Here is a 23665-nt window from a genome sequence, read left to right on the forward strand (position 1 = left end):
AAAATCAGGTCTCCATGGCAAAACAAAATTTTAAAATCACCAACTGCCCCTCTTATAACAAGGCCCTCAAGCAGCGCGGTTCTCTAACCGTATGGCTAGATGAATCAGCCATTGCTGCATGGATGGAAAAAAACACTACTGAACGGCGTGGACGATCGCTCCACTACTCAGATATGGCCATCACCACAGTCCTGATGATGAAACGCGTGTTTGGCCTTTCATTGAGGGCTTTACAGGGCTTTGGTGACTCGATTTTTAAACTGATTAAATTGTCGCTCCATTGTCCAGACTATTCGCTGCTCAGCAAGCGAGCAAAGACAGTGAACATCAGCATAAAAACGCCAACCCGTGGTGAAATCTCACATCTGGTCATTGATGGAACCGGCCTGAAGGTCTTTGGCGAAGGCGAATGGAAAGTCCGGCAGCATGGTGCCGACAGACGCAGGGTATGGCGTAAGCTGCACCTGGCAGTAGACAGTGTGACGCATGAGATTATCTGTGCGGATTTGTCGCTCAGTGGTACGACTGATGCCCAAGCTCTACCGGCGCTGATAAACCAGACCCACCGGAAAATCAGAGAGGCATCGGCTGACGGTGCTTAGGATACAGTTTACTGCTATGATGCTCTGCTGAGAAAGAAAATAAGGCCGCTTATCCCGCCACGAAGGGGGCGCAATATTGGCAAGATCGCTACCACGAGCGTAACCACGCTGTTGCAAATCAGCGCATTAGCGGTAGTAACGATATCTGGAAAAAGAAAGTGGGCTATCACCGGCGCTCAGTGGCTGAAACGGCCATGTTCCGGTTCAAAAGGCTTCTGGGTGGTCATCTAAGTCTGAGAGACTACGATGGTCAGGTGGGTGAAGCCATGGCCATGGTCAAAGCGCTTAACCTGATCACGCTATTAGGAATGCCGAACAGTATTCGCATCACGTAACAATCGACCCGTATGGGGCGCAGTCGTTACAAGTTCTGATTTATTCAACAAAGCCGATATCCATTTTAAATGTGTGGATATCATATCCAGAAATTTTTCTTTGAAAAAAGGGTCGAAATGACTCACCTGTTGTGCAAAAGTCACAGTATACTCAAGTTGCTCTTGTCAATAAGGAGCCGCCCAAGCCTCGTTAGTCACTCATGTTAGTAACTAGTCAATAAGGGGTATGTATGGACAGAAAAAATGAAGTTATTCAGACACATCCTCTTGTAGGATGGGATATCAGCACCGTTGACAGTTATGACGCCATGATGATCCGTTTGCATTATTTAACCACCCCAGACCAGGCTCCCGCAGAGGCAAATGTAGGCCGAACCTTATGGCTTACTACCGATGTAGCAAGGCAACTTATTTATATTCTTGAAGCGGGTATTGCTAAAATTGAGTCGACAGATTTTCAGCCTCAAGATTTACTTAAACACTAGTCTACCGATTTCACAGTAACCGATTATCCCTTGACGACACCGCCTGATGGCGGTGTCGTCATATTCAGTGCGCTTAAGTTTCCCGATTAACCGCGCCCCATGAATACCCTGTCACTGTTCACGGCTGCCGTTTTCATCAGGCGCCGGGATATGCAGCGCCCCTCTGAGCCGATCGCGTGATTTATTAAAAATCTTCATGCTGGTTTGACGTCCGCGACGCCGCTCACGCTGCTCTTCCAGCGGTAACGCCAACTCGCTCTGACAGGCATCACTACAATAGCCCTGATAGGACACCTGGCAGCGGGGGCACTGAATAAACAATAAATGACACCCTGCATTGCGGCAGTTGGTGTGGGTATCGCACGGTTCACCACATTGGTGGCAGTGGGCGATAATATCGTCGGTGATGCGTTCTCCCATGCGTTCATCGAAGACAAAGTTTTTACCGATGAATTTTACCGGTAGGCCTTGGGCCTTCGCCTGACAGGTATATTCAATGATGCCACCTTCCACATGATAAACGTTCTTAAAACCCTGATGGCGCATATAGGCGCTGGCCTTTTCACAGCGAATACCGCCAGTGCAATACATCACGATATTTTTTTCACGCGCCTCAGCGAGCATTTCTGCGGCCATCGGCAATTGCTCGCGGAAAGTATCGGAAGGTACTTCCAGTGCATTTTCAAAATGCCCTACTTCATATTCATAATAATTACGCATATCGACAAACAGCGTGTCCGGATCGTTCGCCATGGCGTTAACCGCTTCGGCTTTCAGATAGGTACCAACATCGCTGGGATTAAAGGTCGGATCGTCGATGCCATCCGCGACAATGCGATCGCGAACTTTCATGCGCAGTGCCCAAAAAGATTTTCCGTCATCATCCAGTGCCACATTCAGCCGGACACTGTCCAACGCCGGATGCGCGCTGTACAGCGCCGCCTTAAAGTCGTCGAAGCGGCTGGCAGGCACACTCACCTGCGCATTAATACCTTCAGTTGCCACGTAGACACGGCCAAATACTTGACATTGCAGAAATTGTACGTAGAGGTTATCGCGAAACGCTTGTGCATCATCAAGCGCAAAATATTTGTAAAAGGAAACTGTGGTACGCGGCTCGGTTTCCGCGAGCATACGTGCTTTCAGTTCCTCATTGGAAACACGGTTGTGTAACACTGACATGGTGTACGTTCCTGTCTTCAGCGAGGGTTAACCAGATTATAACGTTACGGAGACATGTGCGTAACGCGCGGGATTATGAGTTATGCTCATTTCTGGTGTACGGGGTTTCGGGGAGGGTTGCGTATCCTGCTGATTGATTTCGTGGATGATTTCAACAACAGAGAGATGATACCCCATGAAAAAGTCTACCCTACAGGTCTCCGCAGAACCAGATATTGCCGGTGATCCCTTGCATGAACTCATTCGTAATGCTGCCAGGCAGCTGATATAGCTAAAAGACTTAATTTTGATTACATTATTTAAATGAGCTATTCAATTGATTTTAGACGTAAAGTGATATCTACAGCGGAAGAAGAAGGGTTGAGTATCCGAGAAACAGCGAAGCAATTTCGGATTGGCCCTGCCTCTGTATCGCGTTGGATTAATCAAATAGCGTCAAAAGCATCGACCACGCGTCAGCGAAAGAGCGATAAATCCGAGTTGATAAAAGATGTTGAACCATATCCAGATGCTTACCAAAAAGAACGTGCAGAGCGTTTTGGCGTTTGTCAGAAGGCCATTTGGCAAGCTCTTAAAAAGCTGGGATTGACCTATAAAAAAACGCTACGTCATCCGAAAGCCGACGAAAGCGCCCGGCAAGCATTTCAACAAAAAATACAACAGTATGAAAAAGAAGGCAAACCTATTGTTTTTATTGATGAAAGTGGTTTTCCACACGATACCCCACGGACTCACGGCTATTCCCCAAAAGGTCAACGGTGTTTTGGCCTGAAGAACGGGGGAGCCAAGGAAAGAACAAATGTTATCGGCGCGTTATTAGAGCCTGTTTAAGATGTTGTGTAAATGCCTTTCCTCAGAAGTGACCGTCAAGGCGGTCACCGAACTCGATAATAAAGCGACTCATTGCAATACGCCAGTCCTGTAAGGGCATCGTCCATTTCTGTGATGCCGCCTGGATTGCCAGCCATACGACCTTCTTCACCGAGTCATCAGTCGGGAACACCTTGCGTTTCTTGATTGCATGCCGGAGCACGCTGTTCAGTGATTCTATAGCGTTCGTCGTGTAGATTATAGCCAAGCGACTTAATTTTGATTACACCATATGGACTGAGAACAAAATCTCGGCATCGCAACCACTCTCTTTTTTTGCTTTTTGCTTGTGCCCATTTATGCTCAATGGGGTTAAGATCTGGCGAATATGTAGGCAAATACTCCACCATATACCCTGCCTCGATGATGACTTGTTGAATATTATGTTTTTTGTGAAAAGTTGCATTGTCCATCACGATTACACTGTTTTTAGGGAGTACTGGGATAAGGACTTGTGTGACCCAGGAATAGAAAACATCGCTGTTAATATTGATATCAAATAATCCGATAGCAAACAGCGTTGTGCCTAATAACGCGCCGATAACATTTGTTCTTCCCTTGGCTCCCCCGTTCTTCAGGCCAAAACACCGTTGACCTTTTGGGGAATAGCCGTGAGTCCGTGGGGTATCGTGTGGAAAACCACTTTCATCAATAAAAACAATAGGTTTACCTTCTTTTTCATACTGTTGTATTTTTTGTTGAAATGCTTGCCGGGCGCTTTCGTCGGCTTTCGGATGACGTAGCGTTTTTTTATAGGTCAATCCCAGCTTTTTAAGAGCTTGCCAAATGGCCTTCTGACAAACGCCAAAACGCTCTGCACGTTCTTTTTGGTAAGCATCTGGATATGGTTCAACATCTTTTATCAACTCGGATTTATAGCCAAGCGACATTATTTTGATAACAATTAGCTGTATTTTTTTGCCACATATCAGGATATTGGCTGTAATCATTTTTAAGTCGGTTGGCTATACCTTCGGAGCGCCATGCGCTGGTAATCTTGGCCGTGCGTGGCATTGCCGTGAGGGTTGGCGTGGGAGCGGGGTAAAAAGCGGAGAGTTTATTCGGCTCAGTATCAGCCAGTTGCAGGAGCATCAGGTAGAGACAGTGGCCGAAGCCGTCAGCCAGATCTTTCGCTAGCGCGCATTTTCCTTACGAGATCCTCGGCTTGCACTGAGGATCTCGTCGGATATGTCGGCTTTATTCTTGAGTGTTCTTCTCTGCTTTACCTGCCATCATCGTCAGGAACTCAAAACGACGACGCAGATCCTGTTCCGCTTCTTCATACAATCGCGTGGTCTTTTCCGGCATTTGCGTATTCAGCCGACGGAAGCGTTGCTCTTTCAACAATGTCTCACTCAGGCTGCTGGAGGGCGGACGGGAATCGGTGACCAACGCCGGTTTGCCTTCTTCCACACGACGCGGATCGAAGCGATAGAGTGGCCAGAATCCGGTGGCCGTCAGCTGACGCATCTGATCGTGACTGAACGCCAGATCGTAGCCGTGTTCTTCGCAGGGGCTGTAGGCGATGATTAAGGATGGACCTGGCCAGGCTTCCGCTTCCTGAATTGCTTTCACCGTTTGGTTAAGCTGTGCGCCCAGTGAAATCTGTGCGACATAAACGTGGCCATACATCATCACATTGATGCCCAGATCTTTACGCGCCTTACGTTTACCTTTTTCCCCAAATTTGGTGACCGCACCCAGCGGTGTCGCCTTGGATTGCTGACCGCCCGTGTTGGAATAGCACTGGGTATCCAGCACCAGCACGTTGACGTTTTCTGTCAGGCTCATCACATGATCCAGACCGCCGTAGCCAATATCATAGGCCCAGCCATCACCGCCAATCAGCCAGACGGATTTGTCTACCAGATGGTAGGCATCGTGGCTAAGTTCACGTGCCATCGAATCATTGAGGCTGGCCAGCTGTTCACGCAATTGTGCAATTTGCTGGCGGCGCAGATCTGGCGCAATGTTCTCTTCCTGCAAGGCGCTCACCAGATCGGCGGGGAGCTGCGGTGCTAACTGCAAGAGCTGACGCAAGGTGCGCTGGCGATGTTGATCCACGCTGAGACGGAAACCTAAACCAAATTCTGCGTTATCCTCAAACAGCGAGTTGGCCCAGGCAGGACCACGTCCGTTGGCATCGGTGGTCCACGGCGTGGTGGGCAAATTGCCGCCGTAAATAGATGAGCAGCCGGTGGCGTTGGCGACCAGCAAACGATCGCCATAGAGCTGCGTTAACAGTTTGATATATGGCGTTTCGCCACAACCGGAACAGGCACCCGAGTACTCGAACAGCGGCGTAATCAACTGTGACGTGCGGATATCGATACGTTCCAACTTGCTCTTGTCGATTTCCGGCAATTGCAGGAAGAAATCAAAGTGGATTTTTTCCACGCTCAGATTATCCATGTGGGATTCCATGTTGATGGCTTTGATCTCAGGGTTTTGACGGTCTTTCGCTGGGCACACCTCGACGCACAGGTTACATCCCGTGCAATCTTCCGGGGCGACTTGCAATACATACTTTTGACCACGCATATCACGCGCTTTGACATCTAGCGATTGCAGCGAATCAGGCGCGTCGCTCATGGCCTCAGCAGGCACTACTTTGGCACGGATAGCCGAGTGCGGGCAGGCGGCGACGCAGTGGTTACACTGCGTACACAGCTCTGGTTTCCAAAGCGGAATGGCCTCTGCAATGTTACGTTTTTCCCACTGGGTGGTGCCGGTGGGCCAGGTCCCATCGGGTGGTAAGGCGGAAACGGGTAAGGTATCACCGAGTCCTGCCAGCATGGTTGCCGTTACCGTTTTAACGAAGTCCGGCGCGGCGTTGGATACCACAGGTGGACGTTGCGGACTTTCAGGATTAACCGCTGCCAGCGCAACGGATTCCAGCGCCGCCAGTGTGGCTTCCAGCGCTTTCCAGTTGCGGGCGATCAGCTCTTCACCCTTACTACCATAGCTCTTTTCGATAGCGCTACGCAGTTTCTCTACGGCCGCATCACTAGGCAAAATCTGCGAGAGATGGAAGAATGCCATTTGCATCACGGTGTTGATACGCGCACCCAGCTGACATTCACGGGCTATTTTGGCTGCGTTGATGCAATAGACCCTTGCCTGACGTTGATTCAAGCCTGCCTGCACCTCTTGTGGCAAGCGGTGCCACAGGTCGTCGGCGCTGTAAGGGGTGTTTATCAGGAAGATACCGCCGGGTTTCAAGCGTTCCACCATGGCGTACTTTTCAATGAACTGCCACTGATGGCACGCGACGAAATCGGCTTGATCGATCAGATAGGCCGAATTGATCGGGTGCGGGCCAACGCGCATGTGTGATACCGTCAGGCTGCCCGCTTTTTTGGAGTCGTAGACGAAATAGCCCTGTACAAACATTGGTGTACTGGAACCGACAATCTTGATGGCATTTTTGGTGGCGGAGACAGTGCCATCGCTGCCGAGTCCGTAGAACAGCGCTTCCAGTCCGGCGTTGGAGGGGAAGTGTTGCTCCGGCAACGGCAGTGAAAGGTGGGTTACATCATCATAAATCCCTACAGTAAAACGCGGTCTTGGGTTAGCAAGCGCTAACTCATTAAAAATAGCCTGTACACACTGTGGTGTGAACTCTTTGGAAGACAGACCGTAACGGCCACCAATGGTACGTGGTAATGTTGCCCGCTTCCCACGGGAAAAGGCTTCTGCCAGTGCGGTCATTACATCCAGATAAAGCGGTTCTGCTAGGGATCCGGGTTCTTTAGTGCGATCGAGCACAGCGATGCTCTGCGCGGTTTGCGGAAGAGCGGCGAGCAGATGCTGCGCTGAGAACGGACGATACAGACGCACTTTAAGCACACCCACTTTTTCACCACGGGTGAGCAGAGCATCCACCACTTCTTCGCACGTCCCTACGCCCGAGCCCATCAGCACAATCACGCGCGTCGCTTCTGGGTGCCCGTAATATTCAAACGGTTGATAGCGACGTTCGGTAACCTCGGCAAAGGCATCCATCGCCCGCTCAACGTGAGAGTAGGTGTTGTTGTACCACGGATTGGTGGCTTCGCGTGCCTGGAAGAAAGTATCCGGATTGGAGGCGGTGCCACGGATCACCGGACGTTCAGGTGTAAGCGCTCGCTCACGGTGTGCGGCAATTGCATCCTGGGGCAGCAGTTTCAGCAATACTTCATCACTGAGCGGTTCCACTTTATTGATTTCATGTGAAGTGCGGAAACCGTCGAAGAAATGGATAAAGGGGACGCGGCTGTTAAGCGTTGCGATTTGTGCAATCAAGGCGAAATCTTGTGCTTCTTGCACGGTGTTGGCACACAGCATGGCGCAGCCCGTCTGGCGCACCGCCATCACGTCGGAGTGATCGCAGAAAATGGAGAGCGCATGAGTAGCGACGGTGCGGGCGGCAACGTGCAACACGAAAGGGGTTAACTGTCCGGCCTGCTTGTAGAGCGTCGGGATCATCAACAGCAAGCCCTGCGATGAGGTAAACGATGTCGCCAGCGCCCCCGTCTGCAACGCCCCGTGCACGGTAGCAATCGCGCCGCCTTCCGACTGCATTTCGATCACCCGGGGCGTGTCTCCCCACACGTTCTTACGCTCATCGCTCGACCATGAGGCAGCCTGTTCGGCCATGGAAGAACTTGGGGTAATCGGGTAGATGGCGATGAGATCGTTTGCTCGCCAAGCTACAGAAGCGACTGCGCTGTTACCGTCAGTGGTGATCATGATTTAACCTTAACTTGCTTGCTCACAGAATGAAATACGATTGTTTTTTTGCATTATCGCATCAGAGAAATGGGTTTGAATGAACCATAATGTGCTCAGCTGTATAAATTCGTGTAAATGAGCATCTTTGCAGACGAATCTATCACATAACACGCTAACCGACTATAGCCAAGCGACATTATTTTGATAACAATTAGTTGTATTTTTTTGCCACATATCAGGGCATTGGGTGTAATCATTTTAAGTCGTTTGGATATAGAGTCAAAAGCATCGACCACGCGTCAGCGAAAGAGCGATAAATCCGAGTTGATAAAAGATGTTGAACCATATCCAGATGCTCACCAAAAAGAACGTGCAGAGCGTTTTGGCGTTTGTCAGAAGGCCATTTGGCAAGCTCTTAAAAAGCTGGGATTGACCTATAAAAAAAACTCTACGTCATCCGAAAGTCGACGAAAGCGCCCGGCAAGCATTTCAACAAAAAATACAACAGTATGAAAAAGAAGGTAAACCTATTGTTTTTATTGATGAAAGTGGTTTTCCACACGATACCCCACGGACTCACGGCTATTCCCCAAAAGGTCAACGGTGTTTTGGCCTGAAGAACGGGGGAGCCAAGGGAAGAACAAATGTTATCGGCGCTTTATTAGGCAAGACGCTGTTTGCTATCGGATTATTTGATATCAATATTAACAGGAGTTATGCTCATTTCTGGTGTACGGGGTTTCGGGGAGGGTGGCGTATCCTGCTGATTGATTTCGTGGATGATTTCAACAACAGAGAGATGATACCCCATGAAAAAGTCTACCCTACAGGTCTCCGCAGAACCAGATATTGCCGGTGATCCCTTGCATGAACTCATTCGTAATGGTGCCAGGCAACTGATAGCTGCCGCCGTTGAGGTTGAGCTCGAAACCATGCTGCAACAACATGCTGAACGCTGCCTTGACGACGGGCGTCATGCTGTCGTTCGTAACGGCTATTTGCCACCGCGAACCATACAGACGGGTATTGGGGATGTTGAAATTAAAGTGCCTAAGGTCAGGGAGCGCAGCGGCAACGGAATATGCTTCAACAGCGCGTTGTTGCCGCCTTATCTGAAACGTGCAAAAAGCGTCGAAGAGTTGCTACCATGGCTGTACCTGCGAGGCATATCCACCGGTGATTTTCATGAAGCCCTGAGGGCGCTTCTCGGTGAAAAAGCTAATGGCCTCTCTGCCAGTACCATCAGCAGACTGAAACAGCAATGGCTTGAAGAGCACAGGCAATGGTGCCTGCGTGATTTAAGCGATACGCGCTACGTTTATTGTTGGCCGATGGTATATACAGCCATGTCAGGCAAGATGATCGCCTTTACCTGCTGGTCATTATCGGCGTCACTGAGCATGGACGTAAGGAGCTGGTTGCGGTCGAAGATGGTTATCGAGAGTCAGAAGCAAACTGGGCCGAACTTCTTAATGGCCTGCGAGCACGTGGCCTAACCGTATCTCCCAAGCTGGCTACGGGAGACGGTGCCCTTGGTTTTTGGAATAATGGCAAAGATATTCCCGGACACGCAGCACCAACGCTGTTGGGTGCACAAAACCGCTAATGTGTTGGCTTCACTCCCCAAAGCCATGCAACCGAAAGTTAAGGCTGAGCTGCGGGAGGTTTGGCTAGCAGAGAGCCGCGATGCCGCTAATGAAGCCTTTGATGTTTTGTTGGCAAGGTTTTCAGCGAAGTATCCTGCAGCGATGAAGAAGCTGGAGAAAGCTCGAGAAGAACTGCTGGCATTCTACGACTTCCCGTCAGAGCACTGGGCGTCAATAAGAACGACAAATCCGATTGAATCGGCTTTTGCGACTGTGAGGCTACGAAGCAGAGGCGCGAAGAACGGTGGTTCGAGAGAAACAACCCTGTCAATGGTATTTAAGCTGCTCCAGTCTGCTCAGAAAAGCTGGAACCGACTAAGAGGATTTGACCTGCTGACCCTGGTTGTAAGCAACGTCCAATTTAAGGATGGAGAACAGATTCACGAAGCATCAGAGCGGAACGTGGCCTGATCGCCATACACCAGATTTGCTAATAACTCGCTTGATGCATCAACACAGCAAAACGCATCGCTGGTGGAAGAAGTCTCTGCGGCTGCACAATCACTGCAAAATCAAGCGCAACACCTGACGGATGCTGTCGCCGTGTTTGTCATTACACCGACCAGTTCAATGACAGTGACGTCCCCTACAACAACCGCTAAAATACCGTTACTGGCTGCTGACAAGTACAGATTCCACCACAACATCGTCAAATGATATAGCCAAGCGACTTAATTTTGATTACACTATATGGACTGAGAACAAAATCTCTGTATTGCAACCACTCTCTTTTTTTGCTTTTTGCTTGTGCCCATTTATGCTCAATTGGGTTAAGATCTGGCGAATATGTAGGTAAATACTCCACCATATACCCTGCATCGATGATGACTTGTTGAATATTATGTTTTTTGTGAAAAGTTGCATTGTCCATCACGATTACACTGTTTTTAGGGAGCCTGTACACGAGATTGTGTAATTGCCTGATTTTGATATGTTCAATCCAACATCAAAAGCAGGTTACTTTATGGACGAAAAACAGTTACAGGCTCTGGCTAACGAGCTGGCCAAAAATCTCAAAACCCCTGACGCTCTCAACCAGTTTGATCGCCTGCTGAAAAAGATCAGCGTTGAAGCTGCCCTTAATGCTGAAATGACCCATCACCTCGGGCATGAGAAGCCCCAATCCAAATCTGGAACTAACACGCGCAATGGCTACTCCACAAAGACTGTTACCACCGGAGATGGTCCGCTGGAACTGCGTACACCACGTGATCGTGATGGTTCCTTTGAACCGCAACTGCTGAAGAAGAACCAGACCCTGCTCACCGGGATGGATAACCATATTTTATCGTTGTATGCCAAAGGGATGACCACCCGCGAAATTGCCGCTGCGTTCAAAGAACTGTATGACGCGGATGTCTCACCCGCCCTGCTATCGAAGGTCACCGATGCCGTTATGGAGCAGGTTGTTGAGTGGCAAAATCGCCCCTTGGATGCGGTTTATCCCATTGTTTACCTTGACTGTATCGTTCTGAAAGTCCGGCAGGACAGCCGCGTTATCAATATAGCCAACCGACTTAAAAATGATTACAGCCAATGCCCTGATATGTGGCAAAAAAATACAGCTAATTGTTATCAAAATAATGTCGCTTGGCTATATCGGGCATATGCGCACATTAATCTCCCAAGGAATATGTTGGCTTATCCGGGGAAAGGAAGGGCATCGTGCCGAGTGGGGCGGTGACACCCGTAAAATTGGTGAAATTGCAGACGATCTGCCATTTATCTCAAACGGACTGCTTGGCTGGAAAGGGAAAAAAGCCAATATGGAGATCGGGGAAACATCCATGATCATAACGCGAACAGCAAAACCGAAGCGGAAAGACAAGAACACCGGACGGCAAGTGAAAGTTCAGCCAGGCGTAGCTCTGACACTCAGATTAGTTGTGGTTCGCCTTACCGATACTCACGGTAAATTTATCGGACGCTGGACGCTGCTCACAAACGTTAGCAACGAGCTCACCAGCGCAGAAGTCGCTCGCTGGTATTACTGGCGCTGGGGTATTGAATCCTTTTTTAAGCTGCTGAAAGGTGCCGGTCATAATGTAGAAAAATGGCTTCAGCGCAGTGCTGGTGCCCTGCTACGCAGGTTATTGATAGCTATAGCCAAGCGACATTATTTTGATAACAATTAGCTGTATTTTTTTGCCACATATCAGGGCATTGGCTGTAATCATTTTTAAGTCGGTTGGCTATATCGTAAGCGCCGTCAGCCGATGCCTCTCTGATTTTCCGGTGGGTCTGGTTTATCAGCGCCGGTAGAGCTTGGGCATCAGTCGTACCACTGAGCGACAAATCCGCACAGATAATCTCATGCGTCACACTGTCTACTGCCAGGTGCAGCTTACGCTATACACTGCGTCTGTCGGCACCATGCTGCCGGACTTTCCATTCGCCTTCGCCAAAGACCTTCAGGCCGGTTCCATCAATGACCAGATGTGAGATTTCAGCACGGGTTGGCGTTTTTATGCTGATGTTCACTGTCTTTGCTCGCTTGCTGAGCAGCGAATAGTCTGGACAATGGAGCGACAATTTAATCAGTTTAAAAATCGAGTTACCAAAGCCCTGTAAAGCCCTCAATGAAAGGCCAAACACGCGTTTCATCATCAGGACTGTGGTGATGGTCATATCTGAGTAGTGGAGCGGTCGTCCACGCCGTTCAGTAGTGTTTTTTTCCGTCCATGCAGAATGGCTGATTCATCTAGCCATACGGTTAGAGAACCGCGCTGCTTGAGGGCCTTGTTATAAGAGGGCCAGTTGGTGATTTTAAAATTTTGTTGGCTTTGTTGAATAAATAGATTTTATGCTGGCAGCCCAGCGAAACGACGGATCCTTGCAACGTAAAATCATGCAGTTATAGCCAACCGACTTAAAAATGATTACAGCCAATGCCCTGATATGTGGCAAAAAAATACAGCTAGTTGTTATCAAAATAATGTCGCTTGGCTATAGGCCTCATGAGAAAAGTGTACACCTGAGATGACAAGCATTTTCAACCAAAACTGGCATGGAAAAACAGCATGATTACCTATTATTCAACAAAGCCGTTTACCGGCAGAAATGTTGCACCATCTGGGTGATCAACTTATGCGTTGGGGCGATAAATGCGGTGTCGATATATTCATCAGGCTGGTGGGCTTGTTCGATCGAACCGGGGCCGAGCACCAGAGTCGGGCACAGCGTCTGGATAAACGGCGCTTCGGTGCAGTAGTTCACCACATCCGTGGGCACGCCCAGTAATTTCTCAATCACCCCTACCAAGGCGTGATCCACTGGGCATTCATAGCCGGGGATCGGCGGATGCAGCTCGCTGACGCTCACGCGTCCTAGCCAACGCTCGCTCACTGGCGCCAGCGCTTCTGTCACCAGACCGTTTAAATCGTTCAGCGTTAATCCTGGAAGTGGGCGGATATCCATATGCAATTCACAGCAGGCACAGATGCGATTGGCAGCATCGCCACCGTGAATATGGCCGAAATTCATGGTTGGATAGGGGATATGGAACGCCGCGTTGTGATAACGGGTTTGCAGCGTATTGCGCAACACCATCAAGTGGGAGATGGCACCGTGCATCAGTTCGATAGCGTTTACGCCGCGCGAAGGATCGCTTGAATGGCCGGATTGCCCCTGAATCCGCACTGCGTTTGACATATGGCCTTTGTGGGCACGAATCGGTTTCAACGATGTTGGTTCGCCAATGATGGCGCAGTCCGGGCGTATCTGCGTAGATTCAGAAAAATATTTGGCGCCCGCCATGGTGGTCTCTTCATCGGCGGTGGCCAGCACGTAAATCGGTTTGGTCAGCGTTACCGGATCGATGTCGCGCAGCGCATCCAGAATGAAGGCGAAGAAGCCTTTCATATCCGCAGTGCCCAGCCCGTAAAGCTTGTTATCGTGTTCTGTCAGGGTAAAGGGATCGCGCGTCCAGCGGCCATCATCAAACGGCACCGTATCGGTATGCCCGGCCAGCAGCAAGCCCCCCAAGCCTTGGCCGATGCATGCCAGCAGATTGAATTTATGCCGCGTACCGGGCACTGGCTGTACCTCAACGTGAAAGCCCAAATCGGCAAACCATCCGGCGAGCAGATTGATTAATGCTTCATTGCTCTGATCGAGCGCCTGATCGGTAGCGCTGATGGAAGACGTCGCGATCAACGCCCGATACAGCTCAATAAATGGGGGTAAATTCATCTTCACTGTTGACAGCCTTATGTTAGGATAGTATTAATACTAATGCATTTATTTTGAATAAAAATGCAATAACGCGTAGCAAAAGGAAACTGTTTCTAACCCTTGGATGAGACATTACCTGATAGTCTACACTTGCACCGGTCGAATACCGTTAGCGGATTTGGGGTTTTGTAGATACCCTGTTTTAACGACATTGTTTTTAACGATGCACTGTTTACATTATTTTAGTGGAAGGTATGCAGATCCCATGCTGAATACGTTGATTGTTGGCGCAAGCGGTTATACTGGCGCTGAACTTGCACTCTATCTGAATCGTCACCCTCAGATGAACCTTACCGCACTTGCGGTATCCGCGCAGAGCGTTGATGCGGGCAAACGCATTTCTGATCTGCACCCTCAACTGAAAGGCATCATCGATTTGCCGGTACAGGCGCTGACGGATGCCGCCGAAGCCGCCAAAGGCATCGATGTGGTGTTTCTGGCGACCGACCACAAAGTGAGTCACGATCTTGCGCCAGTGTTTCTGGCCGCAGGCTGCGTGGTGTTTGATCTCTCAGGTGCGTTTCGCGTGCAGGATGCTGAATTTTATCGCCGCTACTACGGTTTCGAGCATCAACACGCTGACTGGCTGGCGCAGGCGGTGTATGGCCTTGCCGAGTTTCAGGCGGAGCGCGTCAAGCAAGCGCAGCTGATTGCCGTCCCCGGTTGTTACCCGACTGCGTCACAGCTGGCACTGAAACCGCTGGTGGATGCACAACTGCTCAACACCGACCTGTGGCCGGTTATCAATGCAGTCAGCGGTGTGAGCGGAGCCGGACGTAAAGCGTCGCTCACCAGCAGCTTCTGCGAGGTGAGCTTGCAACCTTATGGCGTGTTCAATCACAGCCATCAACCCGAAATTGCGACCCACCTGGGCATTCCGGTTATCTTCACGCCGCATCTGGGGAATTTCGTGCGCGGGATTCTGGCGACCATTACCTGTCGCCTGAAGCCGGGGGTCAGCGCGCAGGATGTGGAGGAAGCTTACCACAATGCCTATCACGACAAACCGCTGGTGCGCCTCTACGATAAAGGGGTTCCGGCGCTAAAATCAGTTGTTGGCTTGCCGTTTTGTGATATCGGTTTCTCCGTACAGGATGAGCACCTGATTGTGGTCGCCACGGAAGACAACCTGCTTAAAGGCGCGGCGGCGCAAGCTGTACAGTGCCTGAATATTCGTTTTGGTTTCCCTGAAACCCAATCTTTGCTCTGACATAATCCTGAGGCACGAAAGCGATGAATCCGTTAATTATCAAACTGGGCGGTGTGTTACTGGACAGCGAAGAAGCGCTGGAGCGTCTGTTTACGGCGCTGGTTGCCTATCGTGAGCAATACCAGCGCCCGCTGGTCATTGTGCACGGCGGCGGCTGCCTAGTGGATGACCTGATGAAAAAACTGGCGCTACCCGTAGTGAAGAAAAATGGGCTGCGCGTGACACCAGCGGATCAGATCGACATCATCACCGGTGCGCTGGCGGGTTCGGCCAATAAAACGCTGCTGGCTTGGGCGAAGAAACACGCCATCAACGCGGTGGGTTTGTGTCTGGTGGATGGCGGCATGAGCACGGTAACGCAGTTGGATGAATCCTTGGGTTACGTGGGTAAAGCACAGGCGGGTTCTGCCGATCTGCCCAATGCGCTGCTGAGCGCCGGGTATCTGCCAATCGTCAGTTCTATCGGCATTACCGAACAAGGCGATTTGATGAACGTTAACGCCGATCAGGCCGCAACCGCGCTCGCGGAGACGCTGGGTGCCGATTTAATCCTGTTGTCGGACGTGAGCGGTATCCTCGATGCTAAGGGGCAACGTATTGCGGAAATGACCGCGCAGAAAGCAGAGCAGTTGATTGCGAAGGGGATTATTACCGATGGCATGATCGTTAAAGTCAACGCGGCACTGGATGCGGCTCGCGCGCTGGGTCGCCCGGTAGATATCGCCAGTTGGCGTCATGCCGATCAACTGCCCGCGCTGTTTAACGGCACGCCGATTGGCACGCGGATTCTGGCGTAAATCTGTTAATCTGTAAGGCATTTCCGTTGGCTGAAAGGCAACGGAAGCGAGCATGCGGGTCCGCCCGCATGGTTACAAGACATTGAAGCACATTTTGGGAGTATCGGTTATGGCGTTGTGGGGCGGTCGTTTCAGTCAGGCGGCAGATCAGCGGTTCAAACAATTTAATGACTCGCTGCGGTTTGATTACCGTCTGGCGGAGCAAGATATCATCGGCTCTATCGGCTGGTCAAAAGCGCTGGTGACGGTCAATGTTCTCAGCGAACAGGAACAGCAGCAGTTAGAGCAGGCGCTGAATGTGCTGCTGGCCAAGGTGCAAGCTGATCCGGAACAGATTCTGCAAAGCGACGCCGAAGACATTCATAGCTGGGTAGAGCAGAAAATGATCGATAAAGTGGGTGATTTGGGTAAAAAACTCCACACTGGCCGCAGCCGTAACGATCAGGTCGCCACCGATCTTAAACTTTGGTGTAAAGCGCAAATCAGCGAACTGCAACTGGCCGTGCGCCAGCTGCGTTCCGCGTTGGTGGCTACCGCTGAAGCGAATCAGAATGCGGTGATGCCGGGTTACACCCATTTGCAGCGCGCTCAACCGGTGACCTTTGCCCATTGGTGTCTGGCTTACCATGAAATGCTGGCACGCGATGAAAGCCGCCTGGAAGATACGTTAAAACGCCTTGATGTCAGCCCATTGGGCTGCGGCGCGTTGCCCGGGACGGCCTATCCTATCGATCGTGAGCAGCTAGCAGGCTGGCTGGGTTTTGCGTCTGCCACGCGTAACAGTCTGGACACGGTGTCAGACCGCGATCACGTGCTGGAACTGCTCTCTAATGCCTCGATAGGCATGGTGCACCTGTCACGCTTTGCCGAGGATCTGATCTTCTTCAACAGCGGTGAATCCGGATTTGTTGAGCTGTCCGATCGTGTGACCTCCGGTTCATCCCTGATGCCGCAAAAGAAAAACCCGGATGCGCTGGAGCTGATCCGCGGTAAATCGGGTCGAGTGCAAGGCGCGCTGACCAGCATGATGATGACGCTCAAAGGCTTGCCGCTGGCGTACAACAAGGACATGCAGGAAGACAAAGAAGGGCTGTTCGACGCGCTCGATACTTGGCGTGACTGTCTGATGATGGCGGCACTGGTGTTGGAAGGCATTCAGGTCCGTCGTCCGCGCTGCCAGGAAGCGGCGCAGCAGGGTTACGCCAATGCGACCGAACTGGCAGACTATCTTGTGGCAAAAGGCGTTCCGTTCCGCGAAGCGCACCACATTGTCGGTGAGGCCGTGGTGGAAGCTATTCGGCAGGGTAAGCCGCTGGAAGCATTGCCGCTGGCGGATTTGCAGAAATTCAGTGCCACCATTGGCGATGACGTGTATCCCATCCTGTCGCTGCAATCCTGTTTGGAAAAACGCGCGGCCAAAGGCGGTGTGTCACCGCAGCAGGTCGCACAGGCGATTGCCGATGCCAAAGAGCGTCTGTAGCGCTGATAGCGCTCTGTCACCTGTATAGCTAAACGACTTAATTTTGATTACATTATTTAAATGAGCTATTCAATTGGAGTTATTAGCAAATCAGGTGTATGGCGATCAGGCTACGTTCCGCTCTGATGCTTCGTGAATCTGTCCTCCATCCTTAAATTGGACGTTGCTTACAACCAGGGTCAGCAGGTCAAATCCTCTTAGTCGGTTCCAGCTTTTCTGAGCTGACTGGAGCAGCTTAAATACCATTGACAGGGTTGTTTCTCTCGAACCACCGTTCTTCGCGCCTCTGCTTCGTAGCCTCACAGTCGCAAAAGCCGATTCAATCGGATTTGTCGTTCTTATTGACGCCCAGTGCTCTGACGGGAAGTTGTAGAATGCCAACAGTTCTTCTCGAACTTTCTCCAGCTTCTTCATCGCTGAAGGATACTTCGCTGAAAACCTTGCCAACAAAACATCAAAGGCTTCATTAGCGGCATCACGGCTCTCTGCTAGCCAAACCTCCCGCAGCTCAGCCTTAACTTTCGGTTGCATGGCTTTGGGGAGTGAAGCCAACACATTAGCGGTTTTGTGCACCCAACAGCGTTGGTGCTGCGTGTCCGGGAATATCTTTGCCATTGCATTCCAAAAACCAAGGGCACCGTCTCCCGTAGCCAGCTTGGGAGATACGGTTAGGCCACGTGCTCGCAGGCCATTAAGAAGTTCGGCCCAGTTTGCTTCTGACTCTCGATAACCATCTTCGACCGCAACCAGCTCCTTACGTCCATGCTCAGTGACGCCGATAATGACCAGCAGGCAAAGGTGATCATCTTGCCTGACATGGCTGTATATGCCATCGGCCCAGAAATAAACGTAGCGCGTATCGCTTAAATCACGCAGGCACCATTGCCTGTGCTCTTCAAGCCATTGCTGTTTCAGTCTGCTGATGGTACTGGCAGAGAGGCCATTAGCTTTTTCACCGAGAAGCGCCCTCAGGGCTTCGTGAAAATCACCGGTGGATATGCCTCGCAGGTACAGCCATGGTAGCAACTCTTCGACGCTTTTTGCACGTTTCAGATAAGGCGGCAACAACGCGCTGTTGAAGCATATTCCGTTGCCGCTGCGATCCCTGACCTTAGGCACTTTAATTTCAACATCCCCAATACCCGCCCGTCTGTATGGTTCGCTGTGGCAAATAGCCGTTACGAACGACAGCATGACGCCCGTCGTCAAGGCGGCGTTCAGCATGTTGTTGCAGCATGGCTTCGAGCTCAACCTCAACGGCGGCAGCTATCAGCTGCCTGGCACCATTACGAATGAGTTCATGCAAGGGATCACCGGCAATATCTGGTTCTGCGGAGACCTATAGGGTAGGCTGTGTCCCTTAATTGCGTAACCGGCGGTAAAACAAGCGGATGCAGCCCAGTTTCACCATTGCTAGATAGCTTCTTGCCATTTTTTCATAACGTGTGGCGATCCGTCGATATTCCTTTAAACGGCCAAAACACCTTTCCACAACGTTGCGGCGGCGATAAGCATCACGATCAAGTTGCGAGCGTCCATCTGAAGCCAGTTTTTCATTTGATTTTCGGGAAATAACCGTTTTTATCCCTCTTTTTTCAACTCGTTACGTAGTGCATTCCCAGAGTAGGCTTTGTCAGTCAGTACTGCATGGCCACGACGCTTCATGCTGCCGTTCTGGCGTTGCACGCCAATTCCGTCCAGGAGTCGTAACGCAAACAGGCTTTCGTGACCCTGCCCAGCACTCAGTACGATGTTTAGCGGGATGCCGCTTCCGTCAGTCGCCATGTGGATTTTGGTGCCATAACCACCTCGTGAGCGACCCAAGCTATTATCGTTGGTAATATCGAGATGTTTTTTTGAGCGCCAGCCGCACATTTGAGCGCACGGATATTACTGCCATCCAGCGCAGTGGCTGACCAGTCAACAAGTCCATGAGCATCAAGAAATGAAAGTAACTTATTGAAAATAATGTTAATGATTCAAGACTTTGACCATCTATTGAAACAGTTATAAACGATTTTCCATGGGCCGTAACGTTCAGGTAAATCACGCCATGGTGCACCTTAACACAGTATCCAGAACATGCCGTTGAAGATTTTTCGATGTTCTGCCCATGGCCGGCCGGCCCGCGGAGATGTCAAAACGGTTGGCAACAAGGGCTCAATGATTGCCCATGCTTCATCAGAAAGATCGTAGCGAGCCATAATCAAAAGTGTCGTAGAAACAGATGGATACTATAGCTCAAGCAATTAAAGGACACAGCCTAGACTTTTTCATGGGGTATCATCTCTCTGTTGTTGAAATCATCCACGAAATCAATCAGCAGGATACGCCACTCTCCCCGAAACCCCGTACACCAGAAATGAGCATAACTCCATCACCTGTCAGCTGATTTATTTTGCCTAACAAGCTCGTCATACGGGCAGATGCAGTCAGCGAAGCCTCAGGATTGTCTACGCCCGATGAGATTTGGGACAATGGAGATAAAGCAAAAGGCTCGGATGCCAATTGCGGTTTATTGGCATCTTGTGGTGTCCGGGACTTTGTTGAATAATAGGTAATCATGCTGTTTTTCCATGCCAGTTTTGGTTGAAAATGCTTGTCATCTCAGGTGTACACTTTTCTCATGAGGCCTAACTGCATGATTTTACGTTGCGAGGATCCGTCGTTTCGCTGGGCTGCCAGCATAAAATCTATTTATTCAACAAATCCATAAAGAGGATGTTATTCATGATGTCATGAGTTCTGTATATTGGGTAATTAACCGGCTTTGTTGAATAATAGTGAGTCATGCTGTTTTGCAAGCCAGTTTTGGTAGAAAATGCTTGTCACCTCAGGTTTACAGTTTTCTTATGAGGCCTAACTGCATGATTTTGCGTTGCGAGGATCTGTCGTTTCACCGGGGGTGCAGCATAAAATATGTTTATTCAACAAAGCCTAATTAACCCCTTGGTTAACAGTCTCCAGCCATTCATCGCGACGAATAGAATCAACTTGATCGGGATAGAGATCGTGATGGGGCTCATCATCATCATCCCAAGTGCTAACAGAATACTGGAAACCACCATATCAATAACAAGAAATGGCACTTAGAGATAAAATGCAATTTTGAAAGCACTTTGAATTTCGCTCAATGCATAAGCTGGCATCAGCGTCATCAACGGCAATGACTGCAATTCATCTTCTTCCAATTGAAGGACGTCATCTTTGTTACCCAACTGGATATTGTAGAAAAAATAAATAAGATCGCGGTCAGAGTAATGCACCAGATAGTTTCTGTAGCTGCCTAATCCTTTATCCATAAACAAACTGACTGACTGCGTATCATTGAAATTGATATTATTTTGGGCTTTGTTGAATAAATAGAACTTTTGGGTAATCATCGGAGCAGATCAACACAGTTGTTTCAAAATCAGGTCTCCATGGCAAAACAAAATTTTAAAATCACCAACTGCCCCTCTTATAACAAGGCCCTCAAGCAGCGCGGTTCTCTAACCGTATGGCTAGATGAATCAGCCATTGCTGCATGGATGGAAAAAAACACTACTGAACGGCGTGGACGATCGCTCCACTACTCAGATATGGCCATCACCACAGTCCTGATGATGAAACGCGTGTTTGGCCTTTCATTGAGGGCTTTACAGGGCTTTGGTGACTCGATTTTTAAACTGATTAAATTGTCGCTCCATTGTCCAGACTATTCGCTGCTCAGCAAGCGAGCAAAGACAGTGAACATCAGCATAAAAACGCCAACCCGTGGTGAAATCTCACATCTGGTCATTGATGGAACCGGCCTGAAGGTCTTTGGCGAAGGCGAATGGAAAGTCCGGCAGCATGGTGCCGACAGACGCAGGGTATGGCGTAAGCTGCACCTGGCAGTAGACAGTGTGACGCATGAGATTATCTGTGTGGATTTGTCGCTCAGTGGTACGACCGATGCCCAAGCTCTACCGGCGCTGATAAACCAGACCCACCGGAAAATCAGAGAGGCATCGGCTGACGGCGCTTAGGATACAGTTTACTGCTATGATGCTCTGCTGAGGAAGAAAATAAGACCGCTTATCCCGCCACGAAGGGGGTCGCAATATTGGCAAGATCGCTACCACGAGCGTAACCCCGCTGTTGCAAATCAGCGCATTAGCGGTAGTAACGATATCTGGAAAAAGAAAGTGGGCTATCACCGGCGCTCAGTGGCTGAAACGGCCATGTTCCGGTTCAAAAGGCTTCTGGGTGGTCATCTAAGTCTGAGAGACTACGATGGTCAGGTGGGTGAAGCCATGGCCATGGTCAAAGCGCTTAACCTGATCACGCTATTAGGAATGCCGAACAGTATTCGCATCACGTAACAATCGACCCGTATGGGGCGCAGTCGTTACAAGTTCTGATTTATTCAACAAAGCCATTATTTTGCTCAACGAATTTAAGCATATTCTGGGTTACTGGCATCATAACAAAGGCGGTCATGATCAATATCATAGCCAACCGACTTAAAAATGATTACAGCCAATGCCCTGATATGTGGCAAAAAAATACAGCTAATTGTTATCAAAATAATGTCGATTGGCTATATATGGACTGAGAACAAAATCTCTGTATCGCAACCACTCTCTCTTTTTTTGCTTTTTGCTTGTGCCCATTTATGCTCAATTGGGTTAAGATCTGGCGAATATGTAGGGCTTTGTTGAATAAATCAGAACTTGTAACGACTGCGCCCCATACGGGTCGATTGTTACGTGATGCGAATACTGTTCGGCATTCCTAATAGCGTGATCAGGTTAAGCGCTTTGACCATGGCCATGGCTTCACCCACCTGACCATCGTAGTCTCTCAGACTTAGATGACCACCCAGAAGCCTTTTGAACCGGAACATGGCCGTTTCAGCCACTGAGCGCCGGTGATAGCCCACTTTCTTTTTCCAGATATCGTTACTACCGCTAATGCGCTGATTTGCAACAGCGTGGTTACGCTCGTGGTAGCGATCTTGCCAATATTGCGCCCCCTTCGTGGCGGGATAAGCGGCCTTATTTTCTTTCTCAGCAGAGCATCATAGCAGTAAACTGTATCCTAAGCGCCGTCAGCCGATGCCTCTCTGATTTTCCGGTGGGTCTGGTTTATCAGCGCCGGTAGAGCTTGGGCATCAGTCGTACCACTGAGCGACAAATCCGCACAGATAATCTCATGCGTCACACTGTCTACTGCCAGGTGCAGCTTACGCCATACCCTGCGTCTGTCGGCACCATGCTGCCGGACTTTCCATTCACCTTCGCCAAAGACCTTCAGGCCGGTTCCATCAATGACCAGATGTGAGATTTCACCACGGGTTGGCGTTTTTATGCTGATGTTCACTGTCTTTGCTCGCTTGCTGAGCAGCGAATAGTCTGGACAATGGAGCGACAATTTAATCAGTTTAAAAATCGAGTCACCAAAGCCCTGTAAAGCCCTCAATGAAAGGCCAAACACGCGTTTCATCATCAGGACTGTGGTGATGGCCATATCTGAGTAGTGGAGCGATCGTCCACGCCGTTCAGTAGTGTTTTTTTCCATCCATGCAGCAATGGCTGATTCATCTAGCCATACGGTTAGAGAACCGCGCTGCTTGAGGGCCTTGTTATAAGAGGGGCAGTTGGTGATTTTAAAATTTTGTTTTGCCATGGAGACCTGATTTTGAAACAACTGTGTTGATCTGCTCCGATGATTACCCAAAAGTTCTATTTATTCAACAAGGCCAACAATTAGCTGTATTTTTTTGCCGCATATCAGGGTATCTGTTGCAATCATTTTTAAGTCGTTTGGCTATACAAACCAGCCTACTGCTTGATGCTGCAAATGGTTTACCAATAGCGCCCCTGTCTCAAACTCTAACCGATAGGGCGGGTTGTCGTTCAACGCTAACCGAGGGCTTGTCTGAGAGTCTGACTCATATGGATGCTTTGACGGCTGATATCGCCCGCGTTGAGTCTCTTGATACCGGGAAGAAGTTAGTTCATCTCATTGACCGTGAAGGTGACTCTATCGGGCATATGCGCACATTAAGCTCCCTGGGAATATGTTGACTTATCCGGGGAAAGGAAGGGCATCGGGCCGAGTGGGGCGGTGACACCCGTAAAATTGG

Annotated in this window: 19 protein-coding genes and 10 pseudogenes; 14 read left to right on the forward strand and 15 right to left on the reverse strand. The window is 49.8% G+C overall.

Features of this window, described 5'->3' with window-relative positions:
• The first annotated feature begins 14 nt into the window (after nucleotides 1–14).
• Nucleotides 15–937 (forward strand): annotated as a pseudogene (locus ACD630_RS05990) (IS5 family transposase).
• Between the two features lie 230 nt (nucleotides 938–1167).
• Complete coding sequence (bssS, locus tag ACD630_RS05995; protein ID WP_430358430.1) at nucleotides 1168–1422, forward strand: biofilm formation regulator BssS; 255 nt, start codon at nucleotides 1168–1170, stop codon at nucleotides 1420–1422.
• Nucleotides 1423–1533: 111 nt separating this feature from the next.
• Here the strand turns inward: bssS and ACD630_RS06000 are convergent, their stop codons facing one another.
• Nucleotides 1534–2604, reverse strand: a complete 1071-nt coding sequence (locus tag ACD630_RS06000; protein WP_430358431.1) for a rhodanese-related sulfurtransferase — start codon at nucleotides 2602–2604, stop codon at nucleotides 1534–1536.
• Between the two features lie 303 nt (nucleotides 2605–2907).
• Here ACD630_RS06000 and ACD630_RS06005 point away from each other — a divergent pair, with 303 nt between their 5' ends.
• Nucleotides 2908–3435: an IS630 transposase-related protein gene (locus ACD630_RS06005; protein ID WP_430358432.1), complete on the forward strand. Its 528-nt coding sequence runs from the start codon at nucleotides 2908–2910 to the stop codon at nucleotides 3433–3435.
• Nucleotides 3436–3457: 22 nt separating this feature from the next.
• Here the strand turns inward: ACD630_RS06005 and ACD630_RS06010 are convergent.
• The 5 genes and pseudogenes from ACD630_RS06010 to ACD630_RS06030 form a co-directional block, all read right to left on the reverse strand.
• Nucleotides 3458–3676: pseudogene (locus ACD630_RS06010) on the reverse strand (transposase); the annotation flags it as partial.
• Nucleotides 3594–4424: an IS630 family transposase gene (locus ACD630_RS06015; RefSeq protein ID WP_430358433.1), complete on the reverse strand. Its 831-nt coding sequence runs from the start codon at nucleotides 4422–4424 to the stop codon at nucleotides 3594–3596. The pseudogene ACD630_RS06010 and the gene ACD630_RS06015, both read right to left, overlap by 83 nt.
• Nucleotides 4348–4566 (reverse strand): hypothetical protein, encoded by a 219-nt coding sequence (locus ACD630_RS06020; protein WP_430358434.1) that lies wholly within the window; start codon nucleotides 4564–4566, stop codon nucleotides 4348–4350. The genes ACD630_RS06015 and ACD630_RS06020 overlap by 77 nt, the downstream gene beginning before the upstream one ends.
• A gap of 105 nt (nucleotides 4567–4671) precedes the next feature.
• Entirely contained in the window at nucleotides 4672–8205 is a 3534-nt protein-coding gene (gene nifJ, locus ACD630_RS06025) for a pyruvate:ferredoxin (flavodoxin) oxidoreductase (RefSeq protein WP_430358435.1), read from the reverse strand.
• Nucleotides 8206–8300: 95 nt separating this feature from the next.
• Nucleotides 8301–8444: a hypothetical protein gene (locus ACD630_RS06030; RefSeq protein WP_430358436.1), complete on the reverse strand. Its 144-nt coding sequence runs from the start codon at nucleotides 8442–8444 to the stop codon at nucleotides 8301–8303.
• On the opposite strand from ACD630_RS06030, the gene ACD630_RS06035 reads away from it, so the two are divergent.
• The 4 genes and pseudogenes from ACD630_RS06035 to ACD630_RS06050 all read left to right on the forward strand — a co-directional run bounded on the left by ACD630_RS06035 (nucleotide 8431) and on the right by ACD630_RS06050 (nucleotide 10490).
• The gene (locus ACD630_RS06035; protein ID WP_430358437.1) at nucleotides 8431–8700 is read left to right on the forward strand and encodes an IS630 transposase-related protein; all 270 of its coding nucleotides are present in this window, start codon (nucleotides 8431–8433) and stop codon (nucleotides 8698–8700) included. The two genes, ACD630_RS06030 and ACD630_RS06035, sit on opposite strands and share 14 nt — an antisense overlap.
• A 25-nt stretch (nucleotides 8701–8725) precedes the next feature.
• Complete coding sequence (locus ACD630_RS06040; protein WP_430359923.1) at nucleotides 8726–9046, forward strand: transposase; 321 nt, start codon at nucleotides 8726–8728, stop codon at nucleotides 9044–9046.
• A pseudogene (locus ACD630_RS06045) lies at nucleotides 8997–10244 on the forward strand (IS256 family transposase). Before ACD630_RS06040 ends, ACD630_RS06045 begins: the two are co-directional and overlap by 50 nt.
• A 63-nt stretch (nucleotides 10245–10307) precedes the next feature.
• Nucleotides 10308–10490, forward strand: coding sequence for a hypothetical protein (locus ACD630_RS06050; RefSeq protein ID WP_430358438.1), 183 nt, complete (start codon nucleotides 10308–10310; stop codon nucleotides 10488–10490).
• On the opposite strand, the gene ACD630_RS06055 is transcribed toward ACD630_RS06050, so the two are convergent.
• Nucleotides 10483–10737, reverse strand: a complete 255-nt coding sequence (locus ACD630_RS06055) for a transposase (RefSeq protein ID WP_430358439.1) — start codon at nucleotides 10735–10737, stop codon at nucleotides 10483–10485. The two genes, ACD630_RS06050 and ACD630_RS06055, sit on opposite strands and share 8 nt — an antisense overlap.
• A 60-nt stretch (nucleotides 10738–10797) precedes the next feature.
• Between ACD630_RS06055 and ACD630_RS06060 the strand changes: the two are divergent.
• Nucleotides 10798–11337 (forward strand): annotated as a pseudogene (locus tag ACD630_RS06060) (IS256 family transposase); the annotation flags it as partial.
• A gap of 19 nt (nucleotides 11338–11356) precedes the next feature.
• The gene (locus ACD630_RS06065) at nucleotides 11357–11968 is read left to right on the forward strand and encodes a hypothetical protein (protein ID WP_430358440.1); all 612 of its coding nucleotides are present in this window, start codon (nucleotides 11357–11359) and stop codon (nucleotides 11966–11968) included.
• A gap of 61 nt (nucleotides 11969–12029) precedes the next feature.
• On the opposite strand, the pseudogene ACD630_RS06070 reads toward ACD630_RS06065, so the two are convergent.
• Nucleotides 12030–12625: pseudogene (locus ACD630_RS06070) on the reverse strand (IS5 family transposase); the annotation flags it as partial.
• A 256-nt stretch (nucleotides 12626–12881) separates the two neighbouring features.
• The gene (gene argE / locus ACD630_RS06075; RefSeq protein ID WP_430358441.1) at nucleotides 12882–14030 is read right to left on the reverse strand and encodes an acetylornithine deacetylase; all 1149 of its coding nucleotides are present in this window, start codon (nucleotides 14028–14030) and stop codon (nucleotides 12882–12884) included.
• A 241-nt stretch (nucleotides 14031–14271) separates the two neighbouring features.
• Here argE and argC point away from each other — a divergent pair, with 241 nt between their 5' ends.
• The 3 genes from argC (at nucleotide 14272) to argH (ending at nucleotide 17553) form a co-directional block, all read left to right on the forward strand.
• Entirely contained in the window at nucleotides 14272–15276 is a 1005-nt protein-coding gene (gene argC / locus ACD630_RS06080; RefSeq protein ID WP_430358442.1) for an N-acetyl-gamma-glutamyl-phosphate reductase, read from the forward strand.
• 23 nt (nucleotides 15277–15299) lie between these two features.
• Nucleotides 15300–16073 (forward strand): acetylglutamate kinase, encoded by a 774-nt coding sequence (gene argB, locus ACD630_RS06085; protein ID WP_430358443.1) that lies wholly within the window; start codon nucleotides 15300–15302, stop codon nucleotides 16071–16073.
• Nucleotides 16074–16182: 109 nt separating this feature from the next.
• On the forward strand, nucleotides 16183–17553 hold the full coding sequence (argH, locus tag ACD630_RS06090) for an argininosuccinate lyase (protein ID WP_430359924.1): 1371 nt from the start codon (nucleotides 16183–16185) through the stop codon (nucleotides 17551–17553).
• Nucleotides 17554–17658: 105 nt separating this feature from the next.
• On the opposite strand, the pseudogene ACD630_RS06095 reads toward argH, so the two are convergent.
• From ACD630_RS06095 to ACD630_RS06110, 4 genes and pseudogenes are all read right to left on the reverse strand, one after another.
• A pseudogene (locus ACD630_RS06095) lies at nucleotides 17659–18874 on the reverse strand (IS256 family transposase).
• A gap of 39 nt (nucleotides 18875–18913) precedes the next feature.
• A pseudogene (locus ACD630_RS06100) lies at nucleotides 18914–19757 on the reverse strand (IS5 family transposase).
• A gap of 115 nt (nucleotides 19758–19872) precedes the next feature.
• A complete protein-coding gene (locus tag ACD630_RS06105) occupies nucleotides 19873–20118 on the reverse strand; it encodes a hypothetical protein (protein WP_430358444.1) in 246 nt (81 codons plus the stop codon).
• A 362-nt stretch (nucleotides 20119–20480) separates the two neighbouring features.
• Nucleotides 20481–20894: pseudogene (locus ACD630_RS06110) on the reverse strand (EscR/YscR/HrcR family type III secretion system export apparatus protein); the annotation flags it as partial.
• An 81-nt stretch (nucleotides 20895–20975) separates the two neighbouring features.
• On the opposite strand from ACD630_RS06110, the pseudogene ACD630_RS06115 reads away from it, so the two are divergent.
• Nucleotides 20976–21899: pseudogene (locus tag ACD630_RS06115) on the forward strand (IS5 family transposase).
• 74 nt (nucleotides 21900–21973) lie between these two features.
• Here the strand turns inward: ACD630_RS06115 and ACD630_RS06120 are convergent.
• Entirely contained in the window at nucleotides 21974–22102 is a 129-nt protein-coding gene (locus ACD630_RS06120) for a hypothetical protein (RefSeq protein WP_430358445.1), read from the reverse strand.
• A gap of 180 nt (nucleotides 22103–22282) precedes the next feature.
• Nucleotides 22283–23205: pseudogene (locus tag ACD630_RS06125) on the reverse strand (IS5 family transposase).
• A 137-nt stretch (nucleotides 23206–23342) separates the two neighbouring features.
• Between ACD630_RS06125 and ACD630_RS06130 the strand changes: the two are divergent.
• Nucleotides 23343–23606, forward strand: coding sequence for a hypothetical protein (locus ACD630_RS06130; protein WP_430358446.1), 264 nt, complete (start codon nucleotides 23343–23345; stop codon nucleotides 23604–23606).
• The last annotated feature ends 59 nt before the right edge of the window (nucleotides 23607–23665 follow it).

The organism is Symbiopectobacterium sp. RP, from assembly GCF_050472005.1.
Classification (GTDB): Bacteria; Pseudomonadota; Gammaproteobacteria; order Enterobacterales; family Enterobacteriaceae; genus Symbiopectobacterium.